This is a genomic window from Achromobacter sp. B7 (assembly GCF_003600685.1).
Taxonomy (GTDB): Bacteria; Pseudomonadota; Gammaproteobacteria; order Burkholderiales; family Burkholderiaceae_B; genus Achromobacter; species Achromobacter spanius_B.
The window spans coordinates 2,485,339-2,497,595 of record NZ_CP032084.1; the positions used below are offsets into that span (position 1 = coordinate 2,485,339).

Genomic DNA, 12,257 nt, shown 5'->3' on the forward strand with positions numbered 1-12,257 from the left:
TACCCTGGGCGCCTATTGCGCACGCGGTTTTATTCATTGTTGAATGTTCAATATCCGGACTACGGAGCCAGACCCACCATGCACTTTCCCGCCAGCGACCTGAACCCCGAGCAAACCTACCGCCTGATGAGCGGCATCGTCGTGCCCCGGCCCATCGCCTGGATCAGCAGCGTCAACGCCCACGGCGGCGTCAACCTGGCGCCGTTCAGCTGCTACACCTTCGTCTCAAACAAACCCCCCATGATCGGCGTCAACATCGGCCGCAAAGCCGGCAAACGCAAAGACACCGCCGAGAACATCCTGGCCAACCGCCACTTCGTCGTCAACGTCGCCGACGAAACCTTGCTTGATCCCCTGCACGACAGCGCCCAAGAACACCCGCCCGAAGTCAGCGAAGTCGACGTGCTGGGTTTAAGCGTACTTCCCGGCGCCGTTATCGCAACGCCCAGACTTGCCGCCGCGCCCATCAGCCTGGAATGCCGCTTTCATAGCGTCACCCCGTTTGGCGACACCGGCGCGGAGTTCTTCGTGGGCGAAGTGGTGATGTTCCATATACGCGATGGCCTGCTGCAAGACGGCAAGATCGATTCGGCATTACTACGCCCCATCTGCCGCATCGGCGGCCCCAACTACGCATCGCTAGGCCCCATCGTCACCAAGCGCGGTATTCAGCAGACGCCCAAATCCATTATCAAACCGGAGGCCACGTGAGCGAATCAGAAGATAAAAGCGCATCCGGCGCGCAGACCGTACGCAGAGCCTTGGCGCTGCTGCGGCTAATTGCGTGCGGACAAGAGCGGGGGGTAAGGCTGGTGGATCTGGAACGCATGTCCGGCTTGAATCGGCCCACCGTGCATCGCCTGCTGAAGACGCTGGTGCAAGAGGGCGCGGTTGAACAGGATGCAGAAACGCGACGGTATTTGATCGGGCAAGAGATCAGTTTGCTGGGGCTTGCCAGGACGCGGCGCTTTCCGCTGCTGACGCTGGCGGACCCGTATATGAGCGAGCTGGCCGATCAGGTGGGGGATACGGTGTTTTTGAGTATTCGACATGGGCACGATTCGATATGTATTGGGCGGCGGACGGGCAGGCATCCGATACAGGTGCTGTCGATTGAGGTGGGGGTTAGACGGCCGTTGGGCGTGGGAGTGTCGGGGGTGGCGTTGTTGGCGAGTTTGGGAAGGGAGGAGAGCGTGGAGTTGGTGCGGGGGAATGCGGCCAGGCTGGAGGTAATGGGGGAGCGGGTGGAGGATGTGATTGCGCGGGTTGAAGTGGCGAGAAGGGAGGGGATTGCGCATGCGGCGGCCGGGCTGATGCCGGGGACTAGCGCGGTGGCGGTGCCGGTGTTGACGGAGGGAGGGGTGGCGCTGGGGGCGATTACGGTGACGGCGATGGCGGAGAGGTTGGGGGTGGAGAGGTTTGGGATGGTGGTGGAGAGGATGAAGGCGGCGGCGGGGGGGATTGCGGGGAGGTGGGGGCGGGTGGAGGGGAAATGAGAGGAAAGCTTGGAGGGTATTGAGGCCCTCGCGTCGGGACATTCACATTAAGAAAAGAGCGAGCGCAAGCATCAGATCGATATCTGCTTATGTATGGCCGCCTGCATGGAGCCTTAGATCTGCCGTAGATCAAAGTTAGTAACTAAGGTAACATTTAGAATCTTTGGCCGACCTTGGCCCCTGAAGTCTTGCTTCAGGGTAACGCGATCAGCATCGATTCGTTAAGCCAAGTTGTCATTTGCGGTTTGCTTGTGCATCAGCTTTGGCAAGGTCGGCGGGCATCACACCGCAAGAGCAGCCCAAGCACGGGACAGCACAATCCGCATCATCGGTCGGGACTCGGAGGAACGCGCGCATAAGCGCTTTCCGAGATAGAGAGTTTCTATCCTGCAACCTTAGAACGAGATGTTGATGTTCCGTATCACTATCGCAGCAGCAGTTGTCCTCTCCCTCGGCGCTTGCACGACCGTCAAGCACGCACCGATCTCCCAAGATTCCCTGAGCAAGCTGGAAGGAAAATCCATCGTTTCCTCCCGCTACGGCCAGCCCGACTTCACTGCCTTTACCGCTGGCAAGGCTGCATTCGCGATGCTTGGCGCTGCCGCCATGGTCACGGAGGGCAATACCATCGTGAAAGAAAACGGCATCGAAGATCCAGCGATTGCGATCTCTGCCGGACTGCAAAGCAAGCTAGCCAGCTTGAAGAACACGACGGCTGTGAATGCATCTGGCGTGGCCGCTAAAGATGATGTCGCAACGGTAGTCGCCGCCAGTCCAGGCGGCGATTATGTTTTGGACGTGAAGACGCTGACGTGGATGTTCAATTACTACCCGACGGATTGGGCGCATTACCGGGTCAGCTATACGGCAAGGTTGCGGCTGATTGATGCGGCGACGAAGACTGTCGTGGCCGAATCGGCCTGCGCAGGGGTGCAGGGGGATGACAAGAACCCGCCGACGAAGGATCAGTTGCTGGAGAACGGGGCTGGGATGTTGAAGGGATATTTGGCGAAGGCGGGAGAGGCTTGCACGGAGGTGCTGGCTCGGGAGGTTTTGAAACTTTAAAAGTTCTCAGGGCAGAATATCCCTTGAGTCGATAAGCTGACTGCCTTGCCTTTCTGTGCGGGACCCGAATCTAAATTGAGTGCGCCAACGAATCTCCCAATTCTATCGGCCCAAGTTAGGAACTCTCTTTAATTTATATTAAAAAACTTAAGCTAGAAGGTTTTTAGAAGAGGTTTTGATTCGCATTACGGCAGATGCAAATAAAAAAACTCGTAACTCATAAGTTCTTATCTTCTTAATGGCGTCGAGCCGGAATTTAGCTTCGGATAATACGAAATTTGAAATAAATTGGATTGTATATGGAACAAAAAAAAGTTTTTATATCTTATAGCTGGGATTCGGATGAGCACCAACAGTGGGTCTCGAAACTGGCTGAAGAGCTTGAGCGATTGCACGATTTCCACGTAGTCTGGGATGGATATGACTTGGATTCGTTTATTGATAAGAATCTATTTATGGAGGAGTCTGTTGCGCAAGCTGACTTTACAATTGTAGTGGCGACAGAAAATTATTTTAAGAAGGCAAATGGTCGAGAGGGGGGGGTGGGAATAGAAACTTATCTAAATAGTGCAAGGCATTGGGCAAGTCTGCTGGAAACCAAGCGAACTAATAGTATTGTGGTGTTGAGAGAAAAGGATAGTACACCTACATACTTAGCGGGCCATTTTTATGTTGACTTCACCGATGACTGCGCCTTTCCTCATAGCATCTCGACGTTGATCAGTAAGTTGAAGGAAAAGCCGAAATACAAACGTCCTGCAAAGCAAGCAACTGCGAGTGACCTAAAAGTTTATCAGCTGACGAAAGCAGCAGACATTATCGGAATAGGTGCCAGAAATAGAAAATGTCTAATCACAGAACAGGAAGGGACCGATTTCTCTTCCTCCAATCGAATAAAATTCGAGCTTTGGGAAACTAAAACTCCAACAACGGTACATATTTTGGCATTGCACAATAATGTCAATATCTCTCAGACGTTGGGCAGGGCCGCAGAACTCATTGTGCAGAGAGATATAAACATCTCCAACCTTACCATTCTCCGACCAAAAGAAAAGAGAAAAAATACAGTTTCGATAGATAAACTTTTGGCGGAGAAGAGTTCTGCGCTCGCTCAGCGAAAATTAAATCTTACTGAGTTGACTTATGATGAATATGTGTGGAGCTATTGTATAGACGAGAGCTTTAAATCAGTGCAGCCTCCAGATGCTATCGATTTCTATACGACTCAGGAGCTGAAATCGGACGAAAACGTGTACGAGTCGGCCGTCGATCATCTATTGACGGAGCTTATGAACGAAACGGGTTGTTCGCCACAGCTGGTGATAGGAGGTGGGGGAATTGGTAAAACGTCCCTATCACTATCTCTGGCCAAAGCCCTTATAACCCAGCACAGCAATAACGTCCTAACAATACTGATTCGTTCAGAAGATATTCGGAAGTATGTAGAGTCCACTAACGCAATGCCTCCCGAGATTGTAGATATTTATGATGTCTATGTATTGCAGGCTAAGCACTTAAAGCACACAAACTTATTCGACAAAAAAACTTTTGATCTTTCCATTGTTAGCGGAAATATTGCAATTATTATTGATGGCTTGGATGAGCTGACTTCAATATTCAAAGAGAGTTTTAACCTTCGTTCATTTCTTGACTCTATATCTTCGCACCATACGGAATTGGGGTACGGGCGAGTACTGTTGACGACACGCGATACGACTCTAATCAAGAGAAATGATCTCGATAGATTGGGCTTTAAGAGTTATGAGCTTCTCGGTTTTAAGGAAAAAAATTGCACAAAATATCTGAGAAGGAGGTTTGCAGCGTTTGGGGATATGGAGGATATTTGCTCGAAAATAATGAGAAAGGTGAATTCCAGTCTTTTTCAGTCCGAAAACAGAATTGTTCCATTTTTTGTGGACGTAATCGCCAATATTTTTGAGGAAAGTTTAGAGGAAAGTGGCGATTCGCCCGGGTTCGAGTTGAATCTTTCCTTGACGCCGTATCCATCCTTAAATGAAATAACTGACCACATTATTTATTCCATATTTGAAAGAGAGAAGGTTCGCCATGGGTTTAATATTGAGCCGTCGGACTATGTGGAACTGTTCGCTTTCTTAAACCAGGAGCACGGGGAGTGCTGGGAATTTTCAAAGGTTCAAGAAGCCGTCGATGGGTTTTATGGCGATAATGGGAAGGGATTGGCAGATTTGATTAAGAAGCATCCTTTAATAAAGGCGGGAGACAGGGATGCAAAGTTCAAGTATGATTTTTTGCATTCATACCTAAATTCAATTAAATTGCTTCAGGGTTTAACTGATATCGAGTTTGGAGCCAGTTTTGCCCGAAGTCTGGCGCGTCCCAGTATTGAATCTACAGAGATCAGGGATATAGTTAAGTTCTTTAAAACAAGGAGGCCGGAGTTTTCTGAGACGGCCGAGAAGTTGATTGAAAATTACAAATTTGTATTGAAAGGTCAGTTGTCTCCAATTGATAGGGGTGTCTATATTGGGGCTATAGAGAATATCCTTCTGTTGATTTTTTTAATTAAAAATTCGACAAAGGAAACTTTTACTCAAGATGTAAAATCTATTTATAAGTCGAAAGAAGGAGCTATCGAGGGGTTGTACATCAAGGGTGATTTGCCAGCTTTTGATTTTTCAAATACTAATGTAATCAATAGCAGGTTTAAGAATTATCCAAAATTTTTGGCCTCCGATTTTGATTCCTCAAGTTTTATATACACCGAGTTTATAGGTTGTCACAACGATGTCTATCGAAATTCAAACCTCTTGAAGGGTAAGATAGATCAAGCTACGTGCAGTATTGGAGATTTGGCGGAATCACTGGCTATGCTGAGCCAGGCCTCGGATATTAGCGATAGGATGTTGGTGGACGAAGCCATCCAATTTCTCTCTAGTTTCTATAGGAATAGTGGATTTAGGGATAATAATAAAGTTCATATTCGGTTTTCGAACAGAATCTTGGGTCTAAAGGCGAGGGCGTTTCAGAAGCTTCTGGCTGCTGGTTACCTAACCATTAGCGCGGAGAAGGAGGTGGATACGTTCTATGCGATTGGGGATGGCTTCAAGTCGAGTGTTAGAAAGTTCATAAATGATGGATATAAAGATGCGAAAATGAAGAAGTTCTTGCTTTTCATCTCCGCGTAGACGAAGTTAAGAGGGCAGGCCTCCTCGTGCGGCCATGTGCTTCTAGATTGCAGAGTGCGTTCTTTACCGAGGGTCGAATGATATCCATTCCGCGTGATTTAAATTACACACATCTGCTCGAGGTGGTTGAGTCGATACCTGGCGCGATCGCGAATGAATTTTCTGTGCCATCTCGATTTCTGGACGGCGGACGGTTCGCAATGAGCGGAATGCTAATACAGTGTCTCGCGAAATGGTCCCGACATAGCTCTACACGCCAACTGAAGATTGTAGGAACGCCTTCTAGTACAGTACTAACGAAACTAGCATTAGAGCCGCACGGTTGTGCGGCCTTGTACTTTGCGGCAAGCGCAGTCGGAGCATTAGATTTCTCTGCGTCGTCACCCGCACTTCGTAAGTACCTTATTCCGACTCTTATGGCGATGCAGTCATCGAGATTTCGCGACACTAACGGGAGTAGAGGCGCACATCTATGTTGTTTTCAGGGCGCCGCAAACGAATTTCTGCTTCCTCTTTATAGCCAACGAGAGGCTGCGACGCTGCGCAAGTCGGATGATTTTCAGACGCTGACGCGGCAGATGATTGAGTCATTCGAGCCCTTAGCCCTGCGTGGTATTTCGGACGAGAAGTTAGAGTACCTCAGCACTCTCATTGAGGAGCTTTTCGCTAATACTCACGATCACGCTAGATTCGATGAGAGCGGACTTGCCTTTCCTTCTGGAAATATCCGGGGGATATTTATGCGAACATTCGAATACCGGGCTAGGAAAACTGAATCCGGGGACGATAGCGGCCCCCTGAGCCGGTACCTTGCTTGGTCTTCAATGCAAAAAAAAGGTCGTCCTCCGTCCGCGGAAGAGAACCTGAGACGGTTCGAGAAGATGAGGCCTCGTCGGGAGTCTACTATTACACCACTCGTGGCGACACGTATGCTCGAGGTGACCGTCTACGATACGGGTCCTGGGCTCGCCAAAAGGTGGGCTGCTCAGCATGTATCTCCAGCCGATCTGCATGTTATTTCAATCGATCAGGAGCTCGATTACGTCAAAGCGTGTTTTGAGATGCACGCGACTACAAAGCAATCTCGGGGATTTGGCCAAGGGCTTAACTCCTCGCTTGAAGCATTAAAAGCACTGGGCGCATTTCTTTCATTACGTACTGGCCGCCTCTTTTTGCATCAAGACTTCTCTAAGCCTGATACCACGAAGTTCTTACCCGAGCCGTGGCATTTGGAGCGTCCTCAGCTTCCTACAATACCCGGAGCGTCATATACGATAGCGATTCCTTTGTCGCGGGGACGATAATGAGCGTCCTGTTTTCGTATGATTGGGAGCACCCATCCGGAGCAACGTTTGAGGTGATCTTCAAGCACCCAGGGACATCGTCCGTCGCCGACTTTGCCACGGCATTAAACGAAGCGGCGCAAGGAGTCCTCTATCCAGACGGCGTCTTGGTCGTCTGCTTGCAAAGCGACAGTGCTGAAGCACTCGCGATGCTTTCTACGGCGAAGATTCGACAAAGCGTTTATCGATTCAGGGGCAAGACCAGCTTGCATCTCGTGGTCGTCGATATAACATGCCGGCCAGTACAGGTAATCGGGATGGAATCCTCTGTATCGACAAAGAGCTTGTGTACCTTGGACCACTTGCTAGACGTATTTCCGAGTATTCTATCTCGTGGCATAGAAACAGTTTTTGCTGACGGAAGGGCGGTCGTTCGGGCTCCTTCGGGATTCGAGTTTGTAAAACCCTCAGGCGAAAAATCCAGCCATTTCTTGAGGACTGAAGAGGCGCTATCGACAAGCGCGTCTGTTGATTTCTTGGCGTTCGCATTGTTGTCAAGAATGAGCATTGAGCATTTGAAGGTTATTTTTGTTGACTCTATGGCCATTTCGGCGATTGCTTATTCGCTCCGGGAAATGCTCTACAAATTAAATAGGGGAAGCCCGCAGATTATTAGTTTCCATTCGCACGGTGGAATTCATAATATCGAGATTCCGCCTCATAAGACCTTTTTTTGCATTATTTCTGCATCGTCCTCTATGTCTTTGCAGCGAAGATGGGTTTCGCACACACATTGCAGGAATGACGACGTCGTGACGCTATTGACGTTTCAGGATGCACGAGATGCCGAAACGGCTTTGTGCAGGCTTCCGCGTCCATCCTCCTGGAAAGACGGTACCAACCCCGTGGACGGAGTTCGGCCTCTTCGTATATACGGCGAACGATTTCATCCGGAGCAGATTCTTCCTAAAAAGATTACGTTGGCGCTAAAGGCCCATCGCTGCGAAAAGGCGGCAAAATTTGCAGAGGATTTCTGCGATCGACCTATTCTCTCAATTAACGGGTTGGACGAACAGGGACAGCGCCGCGCCCATCTCATTCGCGGTCGTATGCTAAATGAATCACCGCCGTTCATAGCTTGGCTTCACAAGCAGCTGCGAGCCAATGTTCCAGTATCCGTACAGGGCATCGTGTTTCAGGATGACTCCGCTAGTAGAGAGATGGCTGAAATGTGCGCGACCTACCTTGCGGAGATGTCGATTTCTTTACCCTGGGGCGTGCGCTCTAGCTCTAATCTCGACTTGGCGATCGAATCGCTCCATCCTGAACGAGCGCTTCTAGTTGTAGCAGCAGTGATCAGCAAAGGTTCTCTCCTGCTTGGCGTCTCCCGCGATTTGCGTGCAGCCCATACTGGAGCCAAGACGTATCTCGCCGGAATTCAAATCTGTGAATCCAGCTCCGATGCATCATTTTTGAAGCGCAATTTGACGCAAACCAAAGATAATACTTGTTTCTTTGATTGCCATCACACTCTGGCTATCGGTGCTGCTCTTCAACGATCATTCCGGGACGAGGAGGATGCTATTCGAGTCCGAGACGCGCGTGCTGATGCGCTTGAATATCGGTGGAATCCTCGCCGACAAGGTGGGCTGGTGGAAGATGCTCTGCTACCTAGCCTTGTAGTTGGAGATCATCGGTTGAGGCTTCGGCCGGACTTCGCTTTCTGGAGGTGCCCCTATACCGAGGGCGCTCAGCATGCGCCAATGGTGCTAGTCACAATAGGTGCGATTCTGCAGCGGGCGAGAACAGAGGAATTCGCGTCCGACGATCAGCGCTTATCTTCAGATGCGTTCCAGCAGGTCGTGCTCGACCCCCAAAATTTCAATCGATACAATGACGGGATTATCCAAGCCGCTATCTTGCGGCAAGCCTACCCTTCCGAACTTGACTATTCGTCAATGCCGACAGAAAGCCGGTACATGGTATTGCTTCTGAAGAAAATGTTTACGTCTCGAACAAAGCAGCAGGGGGAGGCTATCTCTGAATTTGCGTTCGCTCTTGGTACGGAAAGACTTAAGTTGCAGCCGGCTGACTATGACGAACTATCGGGTTGGGTGTTGGCCACTGTTTCGGGACAAGCGGGTGATCGAGAACTCATAAGCCTGCTTAGACCCAAAGAGCTTGTCCCACAAAAAGGATCAAACGAGTTTTGACCTGTACCCACGTGCCCTGATGGATGAGGCGCGTCGGTTGTATACGTTTACCTTCTGATTTAGGTGGTCGGATCCGTGTGGACGCCAACAGTGCGAGAGCAGACTCGAGAAGTTTGGTCGACTGACTCCGGGAAAAATGTCAGCTTTGGATCGGTCGCCGATTTAGCTGCGCTGGACACAGATTTTAAGGACAAGCCGACACTGTATATATCGGCTCGATCCGGGCACCTTCTATTTAACTGGTGCTGTCGACGTCGCCGACTGTGTTAGATTTGGCAATGGTTCATCAATTGCGACCGCTACAAGGTCCGCTAGGTGATTGCAAAGACTCTCTACGCTACCAATTAAGTTCGACAATACCCAAATACTTAATGGCTGCGCACCCGAAGCCCCCGGCTCATTTACCCCATTCCCCACAATCCGAGCAATCGCCCAAATCCCTTGGCAAGCCCGCTCCATCTTCCTCAAATTATCCATCCGCACAACAGCAAACTCCGGATCATCCGGCGTTGCCCAGCGGTCATAGGTATAGGGGTGATCGTTCATAGCAGCCTCTTTTGTCGTTAGACCCGCTCCCCGCTGTCAATCGGGGTGGGCGGGCGCAAGGCCGGGTTGACAGACCGGTGACAAAAGAAACCGGCGCACGCGAGCGTGCCCCAGCCAAGGCCCGCCCATAGCAGGGACGTGCGTCGGCCTACGGACGTAAAAATGCCGCTATTGCAGCGGCAGTCCGCCTTTTGTCATTTCCAGCTGTCAAACCGGACGGTCATTGGTGTGACCGCAGGGCGAGTATACGGCGGAACGCTATGGAAGCCGCAACGATGCGCGTGACGTTTTTGTCTCGCCCCAAACGACGGTCAAAAAGCACAAAGGGCTCCGCAGAGCCCTTCGTCATATTCATGCAGCCACCGGCACAAAAAACCGATCCTTCAACTCCTGCAACCCAATCCTCTCCAACATCTCCGTCAGCCTCTCCGCAGGCTTCCGAGTCGGCAAATCCTTGTACTGCGCAATGATCAATTCATTCTTCATCGAATGCTCCCACCCGACCAACTCCGTCACGCTAACCTGATACCCATGCGCTTCAAGTTGCAAACACCGCAGCACATTCGTAATCTGGCTTCCAAATTCCCGCGTATGCAGCGGATGCCGCCAAATCTCCGCCAGCGGATCAGCCAGCGCCTTGCTCTTATTCTTCCTTAGCACCGAAGCCACTTCCGCCTGGCAGCAAGGCACAACCACGATGTACTTGGCTTTCTTCTCCAACGCAAAGTGAATCGCATCATCCGTTGCCGTATTACAAGCGTGCAATGCGGTGACAACATCAATCGTCGCCGGCAACTTATCCGAAGTAATCGATTCCGCCACAGACAGATTCAAGAACGACATCCCGGCAAACCCCAGCCGCTTCGCCAGTTCCTCTGACGACTTCACCAGTTCCTCGCGCGTCTCGATCCCATAAATATGGGACCCATTCCCGACGGCATCCTTCTGTTCCTTAAAGAACAAGTCATACAGAATAAACCCCAGATACGACTTACCCGCCCCATGGTCCGCAAGCGTCACCGCACCGCGTTCTTGTTGGACGTCTTTCAGCAGCGGCTCGATGAACTGAAACAGGTGATAGACCTGTTTCAGCTTACGGCGGCTGTCCTGGTTCATCTTGCCGTCGCGGGTCAGGATGTGCAGGGCTTTGAGGAGTTCGACGGACTGGCCGGGGCGGATGTCGTGGTTTTTTTCTGACATGGGGAAGGCAAAGCGCCCCGCTAGTGGCGGGGCGCGTAGTGGCGCGGAAAGCGTCAGTTTAACGAAAACGCTGACGTGGCCGCAGGGCGGCGGTAAAGCGGGTCTTAGCCTACGGTGGCAAAAACCGGTTCGCCCAGGTTCAGCATCAAACGATTTGCCCAGGCGAAGATGGCGTCCGAGTGCAGCAGGTCCAGCACTTCGCCTTCGCTCAAGCCCGCATCCTTCAATGCCTGGATGCTGTTGGCGTTGACGTCGGCCTGGGCCTCGGTGATCTGGATTGAGAACTGGGCAATCGCCAGTTCACGCGCCGTGGTGCCGGCGGTGTAGGGGTCTTCGAACACTTGCGCGATCACTTCATTGCGCTTGGCCAGTTGTTCGAAGCGCTGCGCGTGGACGGATGCGCAGTACACGCAGCCGTTCACACGCGAGACGACCGTGGAGCCCAGCTCGCGTTCGGCGCGCGACAGGCCGCCTGGGGCGTACATGATGGCGTTGAAGGCGGTGGAGCGCTGGCGCAGGATTTCCGGTTGGTGGACCAGGAACAGGTAGTAGTCCGAGACCTTGGCCTTGGGGTGGCTTTCTTCCAGGACGGCGACTTGTTCCGGGGTGGCGGTGTCGACGTTGACGACGTCGAGCCATGCCTTCCACTCCAGCACTTCGTTGGTGAAGCCGTGGGCCTTGATGACGGCGCCGGGTTCGGTGGCGGCGGTGTTGGGTTCGAAGGGCGCGGGCGGGACGGCGGCGGCGCGGGGGGCTTGGCCTTCCAGGTCTTTCATCGCGATCAAGCCCGCGACCAGACGGGTCTGGTACGACAGGAAGGCGATCAGTTGCGACAGGGTGACTACCGCGGGCGTGGAGACGCCTGCTGCGGGCAGGGTCTTCAGCGCGGCTTCGTCGCCTTCGACGGGGTTTTCGATCAGCTTGCGCGTGAATTCCAACACGGCAGCCAGGCGCGGGGTGGAGGCGTCTGACGGCTTGCCGGATTCTGCGACGGCGATGTCGGCGGGGGCTGCGTCCGTTTCCGCCAAGCGGGCGCGGTAGTGCGAGGCCAGCAGCGGCGACGGGCTGATGCGGGTGGCGTACAGCGCGACCAGCAGGCGTTCGGCCAGCGACAAGCCGGGCAGTGCCGGGTCGAACAGTGCGTCATAGCTGCCTTGGGTGGCGGCGGCGACTTTTTCGCGTTGGTGGCGGACTTCAAAAGTTTTGCTGCCGGGCGTCAGGCCGACGAGCTTGTCGACCAGATCATTGACGGCGTCATAGACGATGGGTTGTTGTGCCATGGGGATG

8 protein-coding genes are annotated in these 12,257 nt (G+C 52.2%); 5 read left to right on the forward strand and 3 right to left on the reverse strand.

The window, feature by feature from the left end; genetic code table 11:
• Nucleotides 1-78 precede the first annotated feature (78 nt).
• The 5 genes from DVB37_RS11205 (at nucleotide 79) to DVB37_RS28335 (ending at nucleotide 9,224) form a co-directional block, all read left to right on the forward strand.
• Nucleotides 79-711: a flavin reductase family protein gene (locus DVB37_RS11205; protein WP_120155121.1), complete on the forward strand. Its 633-nt coding sequence runs from the start codon at nucleotides 79-81 to the stop codon at nucleotides 709-711.
• Entirely contained in the window at nucleotides 708-1,496 is a 789-nt protein-coding gene (locus DVB37_RS11210) for an IclR family transcriptional regulator (RefSeq protein WP_120155124.1), read from the forward strand. The genes DVB37_RS11205 and DVB37_RS11210 overlap by 4 nt, the downstream gene beginning before the upstream one ends.
• A gap of 411 nt (nucleotides 1,497-1,907) precedes the next feature.
• Nucleotides 1,908-2,561 (forward strand): hypothetical protein, encoded by a 654-nt coding sequence (locus tag DVB37_RS11215; RefSeq protein ID WP_162941195.1) that lies wholly within the window; start codon nucleotides 1,908-1,910, stop codon nucleotides 2,559-2,561.
• A gap of 299 nt (nucleotides 2,562-2,860) precedes the next feature.
• Entirely contained in the window at nucleotides 2,861-5,728 is a 2,868-nt protein-coding gene (locus DVB37_RS11220) for a toll/interleukin-1 receptor domain-containing protein (protein WP_162941196.1), read from the forward strand.
• Between the two features lie 1,303 nt (nucleotides 5,729-7,031).
• The gene (locus DVB37_RS28335) at nucleotides 7,032-9,224 is read left to right on the forward strand and encodes a hypothetical protein (RefSeq protein ID WP_162941197.1); all 2,193 of its coding nucleotides are present in this window, start codon (nucleotides 7,032-7,034) and stop codon (nucleotides 9,222-9,224) included.
• Between the two features lie 231 nt (nucleotides 9,225-9,455).
• Here the strand turns inward: DVB37_RS28335 and DVB37_RS11230 are convergent, their stop codons facing one another.
• The 3 genes from DVB37_RS11230 to DVB37_RS11240 all read right to left on the reverse strand — a co-directional run bounded on the left by DVB37_RS11230 (nucleotide 9,456) and on the right by DVB37_RS11240 (nucleotide 12,250).
• Nucleotides 9,456-9,770 carry a hypothetical protein gene (locus tag DVB37_RS11230; protein WP_120155132.1) on the reverse strand — a complete coding sequence of 105 codons (315 nt, stop codon included), beginning with the start codon at nucleotides 9,768-9,770 and terminating at the stop codon, nucleotides 9,456-9,458.
• A gap of 351 nt (nucleotides 9,771-10,121) precedes the next feature.
• A complete protein-coding gene (locus tag DVB37_RS11235) occupies nucleotides 10,122-10,970 on the reverse strand; it encodes an SAM-dependent methyltransferase (protein WP_120155134.1) in 849 nt (282 codons plus the stop codon).
• A gap of 104 nt (nucleotides 10,971-11,074) precedes the next feature.
• A complete protein-coding gene (locus DVB37_RS11240; RefSeq protein ID WP_120155136.1) occupies nucleotides 11,075-12,250 on the reverse strand; it encodes a CMD domain protein in 1,176 nt (391 codons plus the stop codon).
• Between the last annotated feature and the right edge of the window lie 7 nt (nucleotides 12,251-12,257).